Annotated in this window: 17 protein-coding genes; 6 read left to right on the top strand and 11 right to left on the bottom strand. The window is 64.3% G+C overall.

The window, feature by feature from the left end:
* The first annotated feature begins 209 nt into the window (after positions 1 to 209).
* Positions 210 to 1,493 (top strand): glycerate kinase, encoded by a 1,284-nt coding sequence (locus tag MTX19_RS05600; RefSeq protein WP_280982778.1) that lies wholly within the window; start codon positions 210 to 212, stop codon positions 1,491 to 1,493.
* A gap of 146 nt (positions 1,494 to 1,639) precedes the next feature.
* Here the strand turns inward: MTX19_RS05600 and MTX19_RS05595 are convergent, their stop codons facing one another.
* On the bottom strand, positions 1,640 to 2,158 hold the full coding sequence (locus MTX19_RS05595; RefSeq protein WP_280982777.1) for a MarR family transcriptional regulator: 519 nt from the start codon (positions 2,156 to 2,158) through the stop codon (positions 1,640 to 1,642).
* Positions 2,159 to 2,337: 179 nt separating this feature from the next.
* Here MTX19_RS05595 and MTX19_RS05590 point away from each other — a divergent pair, with 179 nt between their 5' ends.
* From MTX19_RS05590 to MTX19_RS05580, 3 genes are read left to right on the top strand one after another with little or no spacing between them, the layout of a single operon-like run.
* Positions 2,338 to 3,378 carry a branched-chain amino acid ABC transporter permease gene (locus MTX19_RS05590; protein ID WP_280982776.1) on the top strand — a complete coding sequence of 347 codons (1,041 nt, stop codon included), beginning with the start codon at positions 2,338 to 2,340 and terminating at the stop codon, positions 3,376 to 3,378.
* Positions 3,379 to 3,383: 5 nt separating this feature from the next.
* On the top strand, positions 3,384 to 5,153 hold the full coding sequence (locus tag MTX19_RS05585) for a branched-chain amino acid ABC transporter ATP-binding protein/permease (RefSeq protein WP_280982775.1): 1,770 nt from the start codon (positions 3,384 to 3,386) through the stop codon (positions 5,151 to 5,153).
* Complete coding sequence (locus MTX19_RS05580) at positions 5,150 to 5,881, top strand: ABC transporter ATP-binding protein (RefSeq protein WP_280982774.1); 732 nt, start codon at positions 5,150 to 5,152, stop codon at positions 5,879 to 5,881. The genes MTX19_RS05585 and MTX19_RS05580 overlap by 4 nt, the downstream gene beginning before the upstream one ends.
* A gap of 175 nt (positions 5,882 to 6,056) precedes the next feature.
* Here the strand turns inward: MTX19_RS05580 and MTX19_RS05575 are convergent, their stop codons facing one another.
* The 9 genes from MTX19_RS05575 to MTX19_RS05535 form a co-directional block, all read right to left on the bottom strand.
* Positions 6,057 to 7,208, bottom strand: a complete 1,152-nt coding sequence (locus MTX19_RS05575; protein ID WP_280982773.1) for an ABC transporter substrate-binding protein — start codon at positions 7,206 to 7,208, stop codon at positions 6,057 to 6,059.
* A gap of 88 nt (positions 7,209 to 7,296) precedes the next feature.
* Entirely contained in the window at positions 7,297 to 7,716 is a 420-nt protein-coding gene (locus MTX19_RS05570) for a thioesterase family protein (protein ID WP_280982772.1), read from the bottom strand.
* 193 nt (positions 7,717 to 7,909) lie between these two features.
* Entirely contained in the window at positions 7,910 to 8,671 is a 762-nt protein-coding gene (locus MTX19_RS05565; RefSeq protein ID WP_280985872.1) for an SDR family NAD(P)-dependent oxidoreductase, read from the bottom strand.
* A 20-nt stretch (positions 8,672 to 8,691) separates the two neighbouring features.
* Positions 8,692 to 10,575, bottom strand: a complete 1,884-nt coding sequence (locus MTX19_RS05560; RefSeq protein ID WP_280982770.1) for a feruloyl-CoA synthase — start codon at positions 10,573 to 10,575, stop codon at positions 8,692 to 8,694.
* Positions 10,572 to 11,366 (bottom strand): crotonase/enoyl-CoA hydratase family protein, encoded by a 795-nt coding sequence (locus tag MTX19_RS05555; RefSeq protein WP_280982769.1) that lies wholly within the window; start codon positions 11,364 to 11,366, stop codon positions 10,572 to 10,574. The genes MTX19_RS05560 and MTX19_RS05555 overlap by 4 nt, the downstream gene beginning before the upstream one ends.
* Before the next feature lie 147 nt (positions 11,367 to 11,513).
* Positions 11,514 to 11,975: a DUF3237 domain-containing protein gene (locus MTX19_RS05550; protein ID WP_280982768.1), complete on the bottom strand. Its 462-nt coding sequence runs from the start codon at positions 11,973 to 11,975 to the stop codon at positions 11,514 to 11,516.
* A gap of 45 nt (positions 11,976 to 12,020) precedes the next feature.
* Entirely contained in the window at positions 12,021 to 13,325 is a 1,305-nt protein-coding gene (locus MTX19_RS05545) for a TRAP transporter permease (RefSeq protein WP_280985871.1), read from the bottom strand.
* A 6-nt stretch (positions 13,326 to 13,331) separates the two neighbouring features.
* The gene (locus MTX19_RS05540; RefSeq protein ID WP_280974078.1) at positions 13,332 to 13,898 is read right to left on the bottom strand and encodes a TRAP transporter small permease; all 567 of its coding nucleotides are present in this window, start codon (positions 13,896 to 13,898) and stop codon (positions 13,332 to 13,334) included.
* A gap of 123 nt (positions 13,899 to 14,021) precedes the next feature.
* Complete coding sequence (locus MTX19_RS05535) at positions 14,022 to 15,044, bottom strand: TRAP transporter substrate-binding protein (protein WP_280982767.1); 1,023 nt, start codon at positions 15,042 to 15,044, stop codon at positions 14,022 to 14,024.
* A gap of 282 nt (positions 15,045 to 15,326) precedes the next feature.
* Between MTX19_RS05535 and pobA the strand changes: the two genes are divergently transcribed.
* The gene (gene pobA / locus MTX19_RS05530) at positions 15,327 to 16,496 is read left to right on the top strand and encodes a 4-hydroxybenzoate 3-monooxygenase (RefSeq protein ID WP_280982766.1); all 1,170 of its coding nucleotides are present in this window, start codon (positions 15,327 to 15,329) and stop codon (positions 16,494 to 16,496) included.
* 225 nt (positions 16,497 to 16,721) lie between these two features.
* Entirely contained in the window at positions 16,722 to 17,159 is a 438-nt protein-coding gene (locus tag MTX19_RS05525) for a PaaI family thioesterase (protein ID WP_280982765.1), read from the top strand.
* 58 nt (positions 17,160 to 17,217) lie between these two features.
* Here MTX19_RS05525 and MTX19_RS05520 read toward each other — a convergent pair whose 3' ends face one another.
* Entirely contained in the window at positions 17,218 to 18,111 is an 894-nt protein-coding gene (locus MTX19_RS05520) for a LysR family transcriptional regulator (RefSeq protein WP_280982764.1), read from the bottom strand.
* Positions 18,112 to 18,136: the final 25 nt, after the last annotated feature.

Genomic DNA, 18,136 nt, shown 5'->3' with positions numbered 1-18,136 from the left:
CCCGCTTGCGGGGGTCGAGACGAGCGAAACTCGCTCTTAGGTCGGATCGCGTCGAAGATGCGATCCGGGTGGGGGCTTTCTCCGCAATACGACTCGTGGCAGCACGCCCACCCTAACCCTCGCCCGCAAGCGGGAGAGGGAACGCAGTCGTTTCGCGGACACAACCCGGCCCGATCTCATCTCACCTTGGCGCTCGCGGAAGCATCATCATGACCGACCGACGTCCCTTCCTGCGTTCGATCTTCGATGCGGCGGTCGCCGCTGCGCACCCCGACGTCGTGCTGGCGTCGCGGCTGCGACCGGTGCCGAAGGGACGCGTGATCATCCTCGCCGCCGGCAAGGGCGCCGGCGCGATGGCTGCAGCGGCCGAGCGCCATTACCTCGACGCGCTCGGCCTCGATCCGGCGCGGCTGGTCGGCATCGCGACCACCCGCCATGGTCACGGCGTGCCGACGCGGCGCATCAAGGTGGTCGAGGCCGGCCACCCGGTGCCCGATGAGGCCGGCTTGAGGGCAGCCGACGATACGCTGCGGCTCGCCGCGGAGGCGACGCCTGACGACCTGCTGCTGGTGCTTCTGACCGGCGGCGGTTCGGCGAACTGGATCGCGCCGGTCGAAGGCGTTACCTTTGCGCAGAAGCAGCAGGTCAACCGCGCGCTGCTGCGCTCGGGTGCACCGATCGGCGAGATGAACACCGTCCGCAAGCACCTGTCGCGCATCAAGGGCGGGCGGCTGGCCCGTGCCGGCCAGCACGCCGCTGAGATCGTCACGCTGGCGATCTCCGATGTCCCGCATGACGATCCCTCCGCGATCGCATCGGGACCAACGGTTCCGGACCCGACCACGCTGGCGGATGCCCGCGCTTTGGTCGCCAAATACAATCTATCGATCGACGATGCCGTGCGCCGCGCGCTCGACGATGTCAGCAATGAAAGCTGCAAGCCGGGCGACCCCGCTTTCGCCCACGCGACCTTCGAGCTGCTGGCGAAGCCGAAAGCCTCGATCGATGCCGCGGTGAAGGTCGCGCAGGACGCCGGCTACGAGACGATTGCGCTCGGCGCCGATCTCGAGGGCGAGGCGCGCGAGGTTGCGGCCGAACATGCGCGCCTCGCGCTCAAGGCCCGCAGCGAAGGCAAGCGCGTCGCAATCCTGTCCGGCGGCGAACTCACGGTGACCGTGCGCGGCAGCGGTCGCGGCGGCCCCAACCAGGAATACGCGCTGGCGCTCGCCGACCTGCTCAAGGATACGCCGAATGTGTCGGCGCTTGCCGCCGATACCGACGGCGCCGACGGCGGTGCCGGCAGCGCCACCGATCCGGCCGGCGCCATGATCGATCAGGCGACATTCGCGAAAATGAGATCGATGGGCCTCGATCCCAAGGCCTATCTCGAGAACAACGATGCCACCGGTTTCTTCGCCAAGACCGGCGATCTGCTGCTGACCGGACCGACGCTGACCAACGTCAACGATGTGCGGGTGATTCTGGTCGACTAGTTCACCGTCATTGCGAGCGAAGCGAAGCAATCCATCGCGCCGCTTGCGGAGGCATGGATTGCTTCGTCGCTTCAGCGCAAAATTGCTTTGCAATTTTGTCGCGAGCTCCTCGCAATGACGTCGAGTGACGCGGCGCGTGCCGCCCCTCAAAACTCCTGCGCGAGCTTCGCCAGCATTTCCAAGAGCGCGGCATGGTTGGCGGGGCCGAGCACCTCGATCAGCCGCGCCTCATGCTTGTTGGCAACGAGCTTCTTGGCGCGCGCCAGCACGGCACGGCCCTTGTCGGTCAGCACCAGGATGTGGGAGCGGCGGTCATTGGTGGAGCGCATCCGCGCGCAGAGGTCGCGGCTCTCAAGCGCATCGAGCATCGCGACGAAGTTCGGCCGCAGGATGCCGAGCGTATTGGCGATCTCGGTCTGGTTGCGGCCGGGATTCTTGTCGAGCAGGAGCAGTACCGAGAACTGCGCCGGCGTCAGCTGCAGCGGCGCGACGCAGCGCAGGAAGTCCTCGAATACCTTGAGCTGTGCGCGCTTCAACGAATAGCCGAGCAGTCCGGACAGTTCGCCCAATTGCAGCATGCTGTCGTCCCCGACGGCATCGACCGGTTCCCTGCGCAGGGCGCGCGATGGTCTGACGGCGTCGGAGGCGGTCTTGGAAACAGTCATCGCTCCAGGCTCGTAATCCCGGTACAAGGATCCCGCGCGACGTTCGGGGATCTTGAGATTATATTCAATAATTGTTATCCACTATATCAAATATCGGCCGCTATCAACAGCCGATATCGGCCGACCTGACCACAATAAACGGTTGCGGCGGCCCGACGCTTAAGGGAGAGCGCTCGGCCTTGAACACAACGATCATGCTGTTCCTGCTGCAGGACGGCATCACCAACGGCGCGATCTATGCACTGCTCGGGCTCGCCCTGGTGCTGGTGTTTGCGGTCACGCGGGTGATCCTGATCCCGCAGGGCGAATTCGTCACTTATGGTGCGCTGAGTTACGCCATGCTGGCGACCGGCCAGGTGCCGGGCACGGTGCAGCTCGCGGTCGCGATGGGCGTCGTCGCGTTTGCGCTCGACCTGTTCTTCGCACGCAAGTCACTGCATGCGCGGCTCGTCATGCGTTCCGCCGCGCTCAACATCGCCTTCCCCGTCGCGCTGCTTGGGCTCACCTATGCGCTGGTCGGCCCCAGCACGCCGATCGGGGTGAACATCGCCCTCGCACTCCTGATCGTGGCGGCGATCGGACTGTTCCTCTATCGCATCGCCTTCCAGCCGATCGCCCACACCTCGGTGCTGGTGCTGCTGATCGCCTCGGTCGGCTGCCATCTCGCGCTGCAGGGCCTCGGGCTGGTGTTCTTCGGCGCCGAAGGGTTGCGCGCGCCCGCGCTGTCGAATGTTGCGCTGACCGCGGGGCCGCTGCGTTTCACCGGCCAGAGCCTTGCGGTGTACGGCCTGACGATAGCCTCCATCGTCGCGCTGTGGCTGTTCTTCGGCTACAGCAAGACCGGCAAGGCGCTGCGCGCCACTGCCGTCAACCGCCTCGGCGCCCGTCTCGTCGGCATCCGCACCACGCTGTCGGGCCAGATCGCATTCCTGCTCGCCTCCGTCATCGGCGCGATCTCAGGCATCCTGATCGTGCCGATCACCACGCTCTACTACGACACCGGCTTTCTGATCGGCCTGAAGGGCTTCATCGCCGCCATCATCGGCGGCCTCGTCAGCTATCCCTTGACTGCGGTGGCGGCCATCCTGGTCGGCATCGTCGAGGCGTTCTCGTCGTTCTACGCCAGCAATTTCAAGGAAGTCATCGTCTTCACGCTGATCCTTCCCGTGCTGGTGCTGCGCTCGCTCGCGGCGCCAGAGGTCGAAGAAGAGAAGGATTGAGTGCGATGACGCAGCGCCTTCCGCTCATCATCTTCGCGCTCGTGATGGCGGTGATCCCGCTCGTCCTGGGCATTCCGCCGTTCTGGATCGTGCTGCTCGACAATATCGGCCTCGCCGCGCTGGTCGCGATGGGGCTGGTGCTGCTCACCGGCGTCGGTGGCCTCACCTCATTCGGCCAGGCCGCGTTCTGCGGCTTCGGCGCCTACACCACGGCGGTTCTCACCACCGCCTATGGCATGTCGCCGTGGCTGACGTTGCCGGCCTCGCTCCTGGTCAGCGGCATCGCGGCCGTGCTGCTCGGCATCGTCACGGTCCGGCTCTCGGGCCACTACCTGCCGCTCGGCACCATCGCCTGGGGCATCGGCCTGTTCTATCTGTTCAGCAAGCTCGAATTCCTCGGCCGCAACGACGGCATCTCCGGCATTCCGCCGCTCTCGATCGGCTCGTTCAAGATGCTGAGCCCGGACGCGATCTATTACGCGATCTGGGTCGCGGTGCTACTCTCCGCGCTGCTGACCATGAACCTGCTGGATTCCCGCACCGGACGGGCCATCCGCGCGCTGCGGCGCGGACATATCGCCGCGGAGGCGTTCGGCGTGCAGACGCCGCGCGCCAAGCTCCTGGTGTTCATCTATGCCGCGGTGCTGGCCGGCCTGTCCGGCTGGCTCTACGCGCATTTCCAGCGCGCCGCCAACCCGACGCCGTTCGGTGCGCAGGCCGGCATCGAATATCTGTTCATCGCCGTCGTCGGTGGCGCGGGCTATGTCTGGGGCGCCGTGCTCGGCGCCGGCATCGTCGTGGTGCTCAAGGAAGTGCTGCAGAGCTACCTGCCCTACATCTTCGGCGGTCAGAGCCAGCTCGAGACCATCGTGTTCGGCATCATGCTGGTGCTGCTGTTGCAGCTCGCGCCGACCGGCGTCTGGCCGTGGCTGATGTCGCGGCTGCCGTTCAAGCCGGCCCGCAAGACACCCGACACCTCGCTGAAGCTGGAACACCGCGAGCGGGCCCCGGCCTCATCCACGGTGCTGCTGCATATCGAGAAGGCGCGCAAGCAGTTTGGCGGCGTGATCGCTGTCAACGACGTCTCCTTCGATGTGAACGCCCGGGAGATCGTCGCGCTGATCGGGCCGAACGGCGCCGGCAAGAGCACGACCTTCAACCTGATCACCGGCGTCTTGACAGCAACCAGCGGCGCGATCTCGGTGCTCGGCCGCAAGGTCGAGAACGCGCCGCCGCAGGAGATCGTCAAGCTCGGCGTGTCCAGGACCTTCCAACACGTCAAGCTGGTGCCCGACATGACCGTGCTCGAGAACGTCGCGATCGGCGCGCATCTGCGCGGATCCTCCGGCGCGATCTCCAGCATGCTGCGGCTCGATCGCGCCGACGAAGCGAAGCTGCTGGCCGAAGCCGCGCGGCAGATCGAGCGGGTCGGCCTGTCCGACCAGATCGACCAGCTCGCGGGCTCGCTGTCGCTCGGACAACAGCGCATCGTCGAGATCGCGCGCGCCCTGTGCGTCGACCCGATGCTGCTGCTGCTCGACGAGCCGGCCGCCGGCCTGCGTCACATGGAAAAGCAGCGGCTCGCCGCGCTGCTGCGGCAATTGCGCGACGGCGGCATGTCGGTGCTGCTGGTGGAGCACGACATGGGCTTTGTGATGGACCTCGCCGACCGCATCGTGGTGCTCGATTTCGGCACCAAGATCGCGGAAGGCACGCCAGCCGCCATCAAGACCAATCCCGACGTGATCAAGGCCTATCTCGGAGCCGCAGCATGAGCGCGCTGCTGACAGTTGCCGACGTCCATATCTCCTACGGCAAGGTCGAGGCCGTGCGCGGCGTTTCACTCGACGTCGCCGAGAACGAGATCGTCACCATCATCGGCGCCAACGGCGCCGGCAAGACCACGCTGCTCAACGCCGTGATGGGTATCTTGCCGCTGAGGGGCCGCACGAGCTTCGCCGGCACCGACCTCGCCCCCCTCGACATCGAGGACCGCGTCGCCACCGGCTTGAGCCTGGTGCCGGAGCATCGCGAATTGTTCGGCACCATGAATGTCGAGGACAATCTCGAGCTCGGTGCGTTCCGCATCCCGAAGGCGACCGCGGCAACCTCGCTCGAGCGGGTCTACACGCTGTTTCCGCGCCTGAAGGAGCGGCGCAAGCAACTCGCCGGCACGCTCTCCGGCGGCGAGCAGCAGATGCTGGCGATGGGCCGCGCGCTGATGGGCGCGCCGAAGCTATTGATGCTGGACGAGCCGAGCCTCGGGCTTGCCCCGATCATCGTCGCCGACATCTTCCGCATCGTCGGCGAACTCCGCGCTGCCGGCGTCTCGGTGCTGCTGGTCGAGCAGAACGCGCAAGCAGCGCTGCAGATCGCCGACCGTGCCTATGTGATGGAGCTCGGCGAGTTCGTGCTCAGCGGCTCCGCGAAAGACATCGCTGCCAACAAGGCCGTCGCGGCGAGCTATCTCGGCTTCCAGCACGAAGGCGAAAGCGCGATTTAGGGCATGATCCGGAAAAGTGTGAAGCGGTTTTCCGAAAAGATCATGCTCAAACAAAGAGCTAAAGCGCGATGACGATTCAACCTAATCTCATCGCGCTTTAGGGCGCGCTATCATCGCAGCAAAAAAGCCGGCCTCGCTGAGACCGGCTTCTTCGTTTCACAAGCCCGCAACCAGCTTACATCGCCGGAACGTACTTCCCGTCCTTCACCGTCAGCAGGATGCGCGAACGGTCGTCGAGGCCGTAGCGGTCCTTTTCGGTCCAGTTGTAGACGCCTTGGGTCGCGACGATTTCCTTTTCCGAGATGAACGCCTTACGGATCGCCTCGCGGAATTCCGGCGTGCCGGGCTTGGCCGTCTTAAGCGCCACCGGGACGACGCGTTTCAGCACCTCGAAGGCGTCGTAGGAGTGGCCGGCGAACTGGCTGCGGCTGTTGGGACCGTATTTTGCCTCATAGGCGGTGTTCAGCGCGAGGCCCGGCTTCTTGGTCAGCGCGCTGTCCGGCTGTGTCTCCGGCGACATCACAGGACCTGCCGACATGATGACGCCTTCGGCGGCCGCACCCGCGATCCGGATGAAGTCCATGCTGGCGGCGCCATGGGTCTGATAGATCAAGCCCTTGTAGCCGCGCTCGCGCAGCGCGGTCTGCGGCAGCGCCGCGGCGGTGCCGGAGGCTCCGATCAGGATGGCGTCGGGATTGGCAGCGACGAGCTTGAGCACCTGGCCCGCGACCGAGGTGTCGGGACGCGCGAAGCGCTCCTCGTCGGTCATGGTCAGACCCATCGGCACCGCCTGCTTTTTGAAGTCGTTGACCCAGAGGTCGCCGTAGGAATCGGAGTAGCCGATATAGCCGACGGTCTTGATGTTGTGCGCCTTCATATGCTCGTAGAGCACCTTGCCCATGATCGGGATCGACTGCGGCAGGTCGACCGACCACTTGGCGCGCGCCTCGTTGATCGGGAACGGCGCAAGGCCAAGATGCGGAATGCCGGCTTCGTTGGCGACCGTCGACACCGCGATCGACGGCGGCGTGGTGCAGGAGCCCATGATGATGTCGGCCTTGGATTCGGTGACGAAGCGCCGCGCATTGGTGGTCGCAGCGGTCGGGTCGCCGCCGTCATCGAGCACGATCAGCTTGAGCGGCACGCCGCCGATCTCCTTCGGCACGAAATCGAGCGCATTGCGCTCGGGGATGCCAAGGGCTGCGGCAGGTCCGGTGGTCGAGATCGAGATACCGATGGTGATTTCGTTGGTCTGTGCCAGCGCCGGCGCTCCCGGCAGCGCAACAGCCGCCGCGAACGCCGCGGCGGCGAGAGTGGCCTTCCTCATCTATTCCTCCCTGCGGATAGTGTTTTCGGTTTAAACCAATTTTGCGGGGCAAATTCAGCCCCTTCTTTAGGTCATGGAGGACTGCGAGTCAGTCCTTCATGAAACGGTCAACGATCTCCTGCGGAAACGGCGCCGATTTCAATTTGTTGGGATCGTCCGGGTGGCGGCCGACCAGCACCCGGGTCTCGAACGCCTCGATCGCAAGCGCCTCCCCCTTGAACACGCGGTGCACGACCTCGAAGCTCGAGCGCTTGATGCTCTCGATCCGGCTCTCGATGGTGATCCAGTCGCCGTAGGTTGACGGGATATAGAATTTCGCCCGCGTGTCGACCATGGGAATGCCGACCAGCCCGTATTTGTGGATGATATCCTGCTTCGAGAAACCGGCTACTTCGAACATGATCGAGGTCGAATCGTCGAACATCGCGAAGTAGCGCGGGTAGTAGACGATGTTGGCGGGGTCGCAATCGCCCCACTGGATCTGCACGTCGCGCCGATTGACGAACATGGTTTAGCGAACTCCGATAGTGCGGCACCAGCGGTTGGCTCCCTCTCCCATGGGGAGAGGGCTGGGGTGAGGGGGTACGGTCTTCGTTGTTGATCGCAACCGCTCACCCGGATCGCTGCGCGATCCACCTCTCCCAATGGGAGAGGTGGAAGCGAGCTCGCCAGACGCTCTCGACCTATACTCATGGCCATACTTAGCGCGGCGCCATTCGGAGCGCGGCATCGAGCCGCACCACTTCGCCGTTCAGATAGGGGTTGTCGATCATGTGCAGCGCCAGCGAGGCGAACTCGTCGGCCTGGCCGAGCCTGCGCGGGAACGGAATTGCCGCGGCAAGCGAATCCTGCGCCTCCTGCGGCAGGTTGGCGAGCAGCGGCGTGAGGAACAGGCCGGGCGCGATCGTCAGCACGCGGATGCCGAACTGCGCAAGCTCGCGGGCGATCGGCAGCGTCATCGCAACGATACCGCCCTTCGACGCCGAATACGCCGCCTGCCCGATCTGGCCGTCATAGGCGGCGACGGAAGCGGTGCAGATCACGACGCCACGCTCACCTGTTGAAAGCGGCTCCAGCTTGGACATGTCAGCGGTCGCAAGCCGCAGCATGTTGAAGGAGCCGATCAGATTGACCTTGATCACCTTGTCAAAATCGCCAAGCGCCATCGGCCCCTCGCGGCCGATCACGCGCTTTGCGACCCCGATGCCGGCGCAGTTCACCAGCACGCGCGCCGGGCCATGCGCCTTGGCGGCTTGCGCGACCGCGGCTTCGGCGGCCGCCGCATCGGCCACGTCGCAGACCAGCGGAATGCCGCCGATCTCGGCCGCCACGCTCTCGGCGAGCTTGGCGTTGAGGTCGCAGACCGCGACCTTGGCGCCTTGCGCGGCCAGCCGGCGCGCGGTTGCGGCGCCCAATCCCGATGCACCTCCGGTGACGATGGCGGCCTGATCCTTCAACTGCATAGCGGTTCTCCTCTTCGAAATCAGGTTAGCGTGATGATGGATGGCGGCGGCACCGGCGCATAGAGCGCATCGATCAACGCTGCGCGATGCTCCAGCACCGCGCGCTGGTTGATCGAGCCCTTGTCGGTGATCTCGCCGCGATCGATCGACAACGGCGTGTCGAGCAGGATCGCGCGGGTGATGCGGTTCGACGAACCGGTCGCGCTGGCGAGGAATCGCGCGAAGCGTTCGCGGAAGGCCGCGCGCACCAATGGATCGGCAGCGGCCGCGGCGACATCGTTGGCCGCAAGATCGGGATTGATCAGGCGGCAGCCGTCGAGGTCGAGGATGACGATCGCCGAGATCTCGTCGCGGTTGAGGCCTGCGATCACGACGTCGCGCACCAGCGGCGCACAGGTGCCGACAAACCGCGCCCTTAAAGGACCGACGCTGACCCAGGTGCCGCTCGCCAGCTTGAAGTCTTCGGCGATACGGCCGTCGAAGTCGAAGCCGGCATCGAAATCATTGAGATTAGCAGGCTTCAGTGCATCACCAAACTTGTAGAAGCCCTCCTCGTCGAAGGCCTTGGCGGTCAAATCCGGCTGGCGCCAGTAGCCCGGCGTGACGTTCGGCCCCTTGGCGCGGACCTCCAGCTTGCCGTTGTTCGGCACCAGCTTGGCATCGTTGCCCGGCACCGGAAGCCCGACATGGCCGGAGCGACTGGTGGCGGGGCGTACCGACATGAAGAACGGCGATGTTTCCGTCGCACCCAGGCCTGTCAACATCGGCACGCGATAGCCCTTCTCCCGCACCGCGAGTTCGTCGAGGCTATTCCAGACGAATGGAGACAGCGCCGCACCCGAGAAGAACATCGCATGCAGACGGTCGAAGAATTTCGCCCGCAAGCTTGCATCGTCGCGCAGATAAGGCAGCAGCGATTCATAGCCCTTGGGCACGTTGAAATAGACCGTCGGCGAAATCTCGCGCAGGTTTCGCACGGTCTCCTCGATGCCGCCGGGCATCGGCTTGCCCTCGTCGAGATACATCGAGCCGCCGTTGTAGAGCGTCAGCCCGATATTGTGATTGCCGCCGAAGGTGTGATTCCACGGCAGCCAGTCGACGATGACCGGCGGCTCGTCCTTCAGGAACGCCAGCGTCTCGCGCAGCATCACCTGGTTGGCGCAGATCATGCGCTGCGTGTTGATGACGGCCTTCGGATTGCCCGTTGAGCCCGATGTGAGCAGGAATTTGGCAATCGTGTCCGGACCGATTGCCTCATGGACTGCGTCAAGGCGCGCATCTTCGAGCGTCGCCAGTAGATCAGTGAGCCGGGTGACGTCACGGCCGGGCACGGCGCCGCGGCTGGCCGCGATCTCAATGCCCGCAGGCACATTGGCGACCAGCGCATCGGCGAACTTGTCGGCGTCGTCGACGAAGACGAGGCCCGGCGTCAGCAGCTTGATCAGGAAACCGAGCTTGCCGTAATCGCGCGACACCAGCGAATAGGCCGGCGAGACCGGACAGAACGGAATGCCGGCATACAGCGCGCCGAACGCGATCAGCGCGTGGTCGACCGAATTGCCAGACAGAATCACGATCGGCCGCTCGGCGGACAATCTGCGCGCGATCAGGGCCGACGCAAGATGCCGGGTCGTCTCCAGCAGTTGCGCGTAGGTGATCTGCCGCCAGCCACCGCCTGACGCGCGCTCGGCCATGAACACGCGGTTCGGCTTGGCCCTGGCCCAGTGATGCAGGCGGTCGGTGATGCGAACGGGATAGTCGGCAAGCTTCACCTTCGGACGAAGATAGATCGTGCCATCGGCGCGGCGCTCGACGGTGACGACTGGATTGCCGAAGGAGATCGGGCGCAGCGGATGTGCGCTGGCGGCTGTCGCGGACGCGGGCGTATCAGGCTTGGCGCTCATGTCGGCTTCACCTTGGCGGTCTTGCGGTCAAGGAATTCGCGGATCCGCCGCTTGGCTTCTTTATCGCTCTGCGCGACGGTCGCCATCAGGGATTCCATCAGCAGCCCGGTCTGCGGATTGGCCTCCGCGATCATCGGCAACGCCTGCAGCACCGCGAAATTGGTCAGCGGCGCGTTCGCGGCGACCCGTTCGGCAAGCTCCAGCGCCTTCGGCAACGAGCCGCCGGCCTCGGTGAGATATTGCGAGAATCCGTAGGAGGCGCCTTCGGTCGCGGAATAGACGCGGCCGGTCAGCATCATGTCGGCCATCCTCGGCACGCCGATCAGCCGCGGCAGCCGCACCGATCCGCCGCCGCCGACGAAGATGCCGCGCTGCCCCTCCGGCAGCGCGAAATAGGCAGAAGGCTCGGCGACGCGGATATGCGCGGCGCAGGCAAGCTCGAGACCGCCGCCGATCACCGCGCCCTTCAACGCGGCGATCACGGGCACGCGGCAATACTGGATGCGGTCGAACACGCGATGCCACATCTGGGAATGCACCAGCCCTTCGGTCGCGTCGCGTTCGGTCAGTTCTGACAGATCGAGACCGGAGGAGAAGTGATCGCCGATGCCGTGGATGACGACGGCGCCGATCGTGTCGGGAATGGTGGAAAAGCAGTCCTGCAGCGCAAGGATGATGCCGTCGTTCAGCGCGTTGCGCTTGGCGGGACGGTTGAGGCCCACGGTCAGCACGGCGCCGGACTGTTCGATCTTGAGCAGCGCCGCGTCGTCAGCGGCGGAGGCGTTTCCCATGGCGTTATTGTTTCCTGTTCAGAATAGTTATGTTGTATAACTATCATCACAGGAGTCAATATGCCCCTGGGACTTCACACTCCTCCGGACGGAGCGGCTATTCCGTATGGCGACGGCGACTCTGGAGCTGAGCCGGGTTTGCAGAACCTACAGCACCTGATGCACGTCGATCACGACGCGGTCGGCGTGGCGCGCGGCGGAGGCGATGAAAATGTGCTCCATCAGCCAACGATATTTCTCGGCACCGGTCTCGAACTTCGGCACGGTGCGGAAATAGATCAGCTTTGGATCAACCGGCTCGCCGCGCTTCAGCTTCTGCAGCAGATCGACCGGCCCGAACCGGATGCCCTTGTTCTCGACATAAACCACGGCGCCGTCGTCGGTCTCGAATGCATATTTCGCCTCCAGCTCGATCAGCTCGCTGGGCCGGATGATCTGGAAGTCGGCGCCGAAGCTCAGCACCTTGCCGTTGACCTTCTCTCCCCTCACCTCGCCGCCGGTGATCGGGATGATGCGGCGGACGCCGGTCCCGATGTCGCCGGCGGAAGTCACGTCAGCGATACGTGCGGTGATCGTGAAGACGTAGCGAGTCTGGATTTCAGGCGCCATCGTAAGCTCATTCGCTGATCTGCATGATCCGTTTCCGGATCATGCCTAGCCAATCATGCGCTGCGGCAACCAGGTCGCGAGCAGCGGGAACAAGATCAGGATCACCAGCCGGATCAGATCGGTGATCACGAAGGGCAGCACACCGGCAAAGATCGTCGACATGTTGACGTCCTTGATCACGCTCTTGATCACGAACACGTTCATGCCGACCGGCGGATGGATCAGGCCGAGTTCGACCGTCATCACGATGATGATGCCGAACCAGATTGAATCGAAGCCGAGCGAGGTGACGACCGGGAACACGATCGGCACGGTGAGGATCACCATCGCCATCGCGTCCATCAGGCAGCCCAGCACAATATACATCAGCAGGATCAGCGCCAGCACGCCATAGGGGCCGATGCCGAGCCCGGTGAAAAAGGCGGTGACGTTCTGCGGCGTCTGGGTGATGGTGAGGAAATAGCCGAAGCAGAGCGCGCCGATCAGCACGGTGAACACGGCGGCCGCCGTGCGGGTCGCCTGCAGCAGCGATTGCAGGATACCGTCCTTGGAGAGCCTGCCGCGGAGGATGCCGATGATGAAGGCGCCGACCGCACCGACCGCGCCGGCTTCGGTCGGGACAAAGAAGCCGCCGTAGAGGCCGCCGATCACGAACAGAAACAGCAGCAACGGCGCCCAGACATCGCGCAGCGCCAGGACACGCTCGTGCCATTTGGCCTTTGGCCCCGCCGGCAGGAATCCGGGCCGCGTCACCCCGATGATGCCGATCGTGATCATGTGCATGAGGATCGCGAGCAGGCCCGGGATGACGCCCGCGATGAACAGCTTGCCGATATCCTGCTGGGTGATGATGCCATAGACCGCAAGCACCGTGGACGGCGGCAGCATCGCCCCCAGGGTGCCGCCAACCGCGATCACGCCGGTCGAGAACGATTGCGGATAGCCGAAGCGGCGCATCTCGGGATAGGCCACCGCGGAAAATGTCGCGGCGGTCGCGACCGACGAACCGGAGATCGCGGCAAAGCCGCCGCAGGCGGCGATGGTCGCAATGCCGAGCCCGCCCTTCCAGTGGCCGACGAACGTATTGGCGGCGCGGAACAACTCGCGGCTGATGCCGGAGACGGACACGAAGGCGCCCATCAGCAGGAACATCGGGATCACGCCGAAGGAATAGTCCGTCACCGTGCGCATCGTGGTCTGGCCGACCAGTTTCAGCGCCGGCTCGAAGCCGGTGAGATAGCCAAAGCCGGTGATGCCGACGAGGCCCATCGCCATGCCGACGGGGACGCGCAACAGCATCAGCACGAACAGGCTGACAAAGCCGATGACGGCTACGGTCTCGCTGCTCATAACCGGCTACTCCGCGGTCTTGATCTTGGCATCGTGGATGTCTTCCGGATGGAAGATCAGCCGGTAGGTGCGGATCGCAATCAGCAGCACCGCGGAGACGTCGCCGATCCACGACACCAGGAAGAACGGCCAGACCGGCACACCAAGATCCATGGTGACGATGTGGCTGTTCCTGGTGTCGATCACCTTGTCGACCAACGTGTAGGTTTGCACCGTGACGACGAACAGCAGCACCAGCGTCGCGAAGATGTCGATCCAGCGCTGGTAACGCGGCGAGGCATTGGCCCACACCAGGTCCACGGTGATGTGAGTGCCGCGATAGCTGGTCGCCGCAATGCCCCAGAAGATCAGGATGCCGAGCAGGAACTGGCCGAAGTTGTAGTAGTCGGGGATCGTCACCGAGAAGAATTTGCGCATGAACACCGCAGTGAAGGTGTTCAGCGCGACGACGCCGACGAAGAACGCAGCGACCCATTCGATCGAATCGATGAAGCGGTCCATGAAATTCTTGCGGGCCGGCTCGGGCGGACCGGTGATGACGCCGTCTTGAGTGACTTCAGGATTGGCAGCCATGATATCGGACTATCGCTGTCAGGAGCGGTCATTCCGGGAGCTCACAAGGCGAGCGAGCCCCGGACCTGGACGTTATGAACGAGCTTCCGGGGACGCGCCAGCGCGCGCCCCGGAATGACGGAATCAGAATCCGGCGTCGTACTTTTTCAGGGTCGCCTGCAGATCGGCAGCGATCTTTTCCGGATCGCCACCGGCCTTCTTCACCGCCTCGGCCCAGCTGTCATGCAGCGGTTTGACCGCCTTCTTCCACTCGGCGAGTTGATCCGCAGTCAACTGATAGACCTCATGACCCGGCAGCGCCTTCATCTTGGTGCGGCCATTGGCCTCGAACTCGGTCCAGGGGTCGGTGACCTTGGAAGCCCATTCCGGCGTGCAGTGATCGTCGATCACTTTCTTCTGGGCATCCGACATCGAGTTATATTTGGCGAGGTTAATGTTGTAGGTGAACACGGTCGTGTAGAGCGGCACGTCCATGTGGTACTTCACCACCTTGTCGATGCCGAACAGGAAGATCGAGCCCCAGGGGAAGGTGATCTCGTCGGCCACGCCGCGCTCGATAGCATCGCGCGCTTCCGGCGCGGACGCCTGCACATTGGTGCCGCCGAACATCTTCACCATCTCGCCGATCGTGCTCTGGGCGGGGCGTACCTTCACGCCGTTGAGGTCGGTCGGCAGCAGGATCTTCTTCTTGCCGTGCAGCGCGCCCGGATCGTGGATGAAGGCGAAGCAGAGCTTGGTGTCCTTCATCTCGGTCGGCGCGTATTTGTGGTACCACTCGTTCAGCGCCAGCGTACCCTTCTTGCCGTCGGCAAACACGAACGGAAGCTGGCCTGCAGCTGCGATCGGGAAGCGGCCAGGTTGATAGCCGGGATTGACGTAGGTGACGTCGGCAATGCCGTCGCGCGCCATGTCGTAATGATCGAATGCCTTGCCGAGCTGCTCGGACGGGAACACGGTGATCTTGATGGTGCCGCCCGAGGCCTTTTCGATGTCGGCGGCCCAGGCCTGCGTCGCCGGAACCAGCGGATGTGCCGGCGGTACCCAGAGCGACACTTTCAGATTGACCGTCTTGTCCTGCGCCAGCGCAGGTGCAACAGCCGGCGTGACGCCCGCAGCCACGAGCAGCGCCAACAACGCCTTCTTCATTCGATCTCCTCCTCTCCATGACGGCGGGCTTTGCGCCCGGTCTCGTTACTTAACATGTTATATATCTTGCGCGTTTGTTCAAGGCGAAATGCGCCCGCCAGACACGCGTCGCACCGGCAGTCATCCGGCCGAATCGGTCTCTTGCATTGCGGCGAAGTCCTCTCGCTGATCAAACGCGCTTTGCGAAGACTGTTATATGATATAATCACCATGGCAAGCCGACGACGGCAGCCCGCGACGCGCGGGCCATGATCAAGCCTACCTTATCGGGAGGAGCGGGTATTGCGGACAAAAGTAGCAATCATAGGCGCAGGTCCGGCCGGACTGTTGCTTGGGCAACTACTTCATACTTTTGGCGTAGACAATGTGATCCTGGAGCGCCAGACCCCGGAATATGTGCTTGGGCGCATCCGCGCCGGCTTGCTCGAGGAAGGCACGGTGTCCCTGCTCGAAAAGGTCGGCTCCGCCGACCGGTTGCATCGCGAGGGCTTGGTCCATCACGGCGTCGAATTGGCGTTCGGCGGCGCGCGGCACCGCATCGACATGCATGGCCTGACAGGCAAGACCGTGACGATCTACGGCCAGACCGAAGTCACACTCGACCTGATGAATGCCCGCAAGGCCGCCGGCCTGACCTCGATCTACTCCGCCGCCGACGTCAAGCCGCATGATTTCGACACCGATCATCCGCGCGTCACCTATGTGAAGGACGGCGTCAGCTACGAAATCGCCTGCGATTTCATCGCCGGCTGCGACGGCTTCCACGGCGTCAGCCGTGCCAGCGTGCCGGCGTCGGCGATCACGAGCTACGAGCGGGTCTATCCGTTCGGCTGGCTCGGCATCCTCTCGGAGACGCCGCCGGTTTCGCCGGAGCTGATCTACAACAACCACGAGCGCGGTTTTGCTCTCTGCACGATGCGTTCGACCCACCGCAGCCGCTATTACGTGCAGTGCCAGCTGGACGATCATGTCGACCAGTGGTCGGACGAGCGGTTCTGGGACGAACTGAAGCGCCGCGTCGATCAGAGGGCCGCTGACGAGCTCGTGACCGGCCCCTCGATCGAGAAGAGCATCGCGCCGTTGCGCAGCTTCGTCGCCGAGCCGATGCGATTCGGCCGGATGTTCCTCGCCGGCGACGCCTCGCATATCGTGCCGCCGACCGGTGCCAAGGGCCTGAACCTTGCCGCCAGCGACGTGCACTACCTGTCGCAGGCGCTGCGCGAATATTACGACGAGAAGTCCTCGGCCGGAATCGACGGCTACTCCGCCAAAGCGCTGGCGCGGGTCTGGAAGGCGGTGCGCTTCTCCTGGTGGATGACCTCGATGCTGCACAAGTTCCCCGACGACGGCGAATTCGCCGCGCGCATCCAGATCGCCGAGCTGGACTATCTGGTGAGCTCGAAGGCCGCGTCGACCTCGCTGTCGGAGAATTATGTGGGCTTGCCGTTCTAGGGAAACGCTGGCTCTCATCGCCACTCTCAGCCGTCATATCCCCCGTGCATCCGGGGTTCAGCTAGAGCCTCTGGAATACTGGGTCACCCGCATGCGCGGGTGACGACAAGCCTGCGATCGCTTTCAAACACGAGCGCAAATCCCGTTTAAAACTTTGTAGGCGGTGAAACTGTCATCGACATCGCGTTCAATGGCGCAAACGAAACGCCAATTCGCGAGCTTCACATGAGCACCGACACGTCAGTTGCCGACATTCCCGCCGACTTCGAGCCGCATTTTCGCAAGAGCCCGCTCACCGATCCCTGGGAGCCGCTTTACGCAAAGAAGACCGACAAGGCCGTGATCCTCGGCCTGCGGCTGGCCGAGCCGCACACCAATGCACGCGGACTGATCCATGGCGGGCTGATCGCCGCGCTCGCCGACAACGCGATGGGCTATAGCTGCGGGCAGGCGACGGGCTGGACCACCACGTTTGTGACGATCTCGCTGGCGGTCGATTTCGTCGGCACCGCGAATATCGGGCAATGGCTTGCGGTCGAGAGCGAGGTGATCAAGACCGGCAGCACGATCTGCTTCGCGCAGAGCCTGATCAAGGCCGACGGCGTGACGATCGCGCGCGCCAACGGCACCTTCCGCGTGGTGCCGAAGAAGGTGCCGGGCTGAAGTGTTTTCGAGCGAAGTGCGTACCGGTTCGCGTGAAGAACGCGCGTCAAACGAGGGTCTAGCCGAAATGCCAGTCATCGATCTCGGTGACGAGATCGATGAAGGTGCGGACCTTGGCCGACAACAGCCGCGAGGTCGGGTAGACGATGTGGATCGGCAGCGCCGGCTGCTCGAACTCCGCAAGCACGATTCTGAGCCGCCCGGCCTTCAGCGACGCGGCCGCCTGGTAGGCCAGCACCCGCGTCAGGCCGCCGTCCTGCTCGGCGTATTGGATGGCGGCATCCGAGCTGTTGCTGGCAAAGCGCGGCGAGCTCGCGACCCGGATCTCGCGACCGCTCTCCACGAAGCGCCAGTCGGGCGCTGCGGTCATGGCGCCGAACTGGATCATGTCATGCGCCGCGATGTCCGCAGGCCGCTTCGGCTCGCCGCGTGCCCTGAGATAGCCCGGCGAAGCCACCACGATGCGCCGCATCTCGCCGACATGCCGCGCCACCAGCGTCGAGTCGGGCAGATAGCCGATCCTGACCGCGGCATCGACGCCGTCCTCCACGAGGTTGACGATCCGGTCTGTCAGACGCAGGTCGACGCCGACGTCGGGATAGCGCTTCAGGTAGGCGGTCACGACTGGGCTGACATGCAGCCGGCCGAAGCCGACCGGGGCCGAGATCACCAGGCGGCCCTCAGGGTGCGTGCGCTCGCCCTCCACCGCATCCTCGGCTTCCTCGACGTCGGCGAGGATCCGCCGCGCCCGCTCCAGGTAGCGTGAGCCGGCGTCGGTCAGCGTCACCTGCCGCGTGGTCCGCTGCAAGAGCCGCGCGCCGAGCCGTTCCTCCAGCGCCGCAATCAGCCGCGTCACGGCTGACGGCGACAGGCCGAGCTTGCGGGCGGCGGGCGCGAAGCCCTCTAGGTCGGCCACGGCGACGAACGCCTGCATGGCGTCGAGACGGTCCATGCCACTATTGCATAATCCGCAACAG

This window comes from Bradyrhizobium sp. ISRA464 (assembly GCF_029910095.1).
Classification (GTDB): domain Bacteria; phylum Pseudomonadota; class Alphaproteobacteria; order Rhizobiales; family Xanthobacteraceae; genus Bradyrhizobium.
This window is presented reverse-complemented; position numbering and strand designations above follow the sequence as displayed.

What these genes read in the sequence shown, in the direction of transcription:
- MTX19_RS05560 (WP_280982770.1), bottom strand. Translation starts at nt 10,575, where the DNA reads ATGAGCGCCAAGCCTGATACGCCCGCGTCCGCGACAGCCGCCAGCGCA.
- MTX19_RS05570 (WP_280982772.1), bottom strand. Translation starts at nt 7,716, where the DNA reads ATGTTCGTCAATCGGCGCGACGTGCAGATCCAGTGGGGCGATTGCGAC.
- MTX19_RS05580 (WP_280982774.1), top strand. Translation starts at nt 5,150, where the DNA reads ATGAGCGCGCTGCTGACAGTTGCCGACGTCCATATCTCCTACGGCAAG.
- MTX19_RS05555 (WP_280982769.1), bottom strand. Translation starts at nt 11,366, where the DNA reads ATGGGAAACGCCTCCGCCGCTGACGACGCGGCGCTGCTCAAGATCGAA.
- MTX19_RS05525 (WP_280982765.1), top strand. Translation starts at nt 16,722, where the DNA reads ATGAGCACCGACACGTCAGTTGCCGACATTCCCGCCGACTTCGAGCCG.
- MTX19_RS05550 (WP_280982768.1), bottom strand. Translation starts at nt 11,975, where the DNA reads ATGGCGCCTGAAATCCAGACTCGCTACGTCTTCACGATCACCGCACGT.
- MTX19_RS05565 (WP_280985872.1), bottom strand. Translation starts at nt 8,671, where the DNA reads ATGCAGTTGAAGGATCAGGCCGCCATCGTCACCGGAGGTGCATCGGGA.
- MTX19_RS05585 (WP_280982775.1), top strand. Translation starts at nt 3,384, where the DNA reads ATGACGCAGCGCCTTCCGCTCATCATCTTCGCGCTCGTGATGGCGGTG.
- MTX19_RS05575 (WP_280982773.1), bottom strand. Translation starts at nt 7,208, where the DNA reads ATGAGGAAGGCCACTCTCGCCGCCGCGGCGTTCGCGGCGGCTGTTGCG.
- MTX19_RS05540 (WP_280974078.1), bottom strand. Translation starts at nt 13,898, where the DNA reads ATGGCTGCCAATCCTGAAGTCACTCAAGACGGCGTCATCACCGGTCCG.
- MTX19_RS05595 (WP_280982777.1), bottom strand. Translation starts at nt 2,158, where the DNA reads ATGACTGTTTCCAAGACCGCCTCCGACGCCGTCAGACCATCGCGCGCC.
- MTX19_RS05535 (WP_280982767.1), bottom strand. Translation starts at nt 15,044, where the DNA reads ATGAAGAAGGCGTTGTTGGCGCTGCTCGTGGCTGCGGGCGTCACGCCG.
- MTX19_RS05520 (WP_280982764.1), bottom strand. Translation starts at nt 18,111, where the DNA reads ATGGACCGTCTCGACGCCATGCAGGCGTTCGTCGCCGTGGCCGACCTA.
- MTX19_RS05600 (WP_280982778.1), top strand. Translation starts at nt 210, where the DNA reads ATGACCGACCGACGTCCCTTCCTGCGTTCGATCTTCGATGCGGCGGTC.
- MTX19_RS05545 (WP_280985871.1), bottom strand. Translation starts at nt 13,325, where the DNA reads ATGAGCAGCGAGACCGTAGCCGTCATCGGCTTTGTCAGCCTGTTCGTG.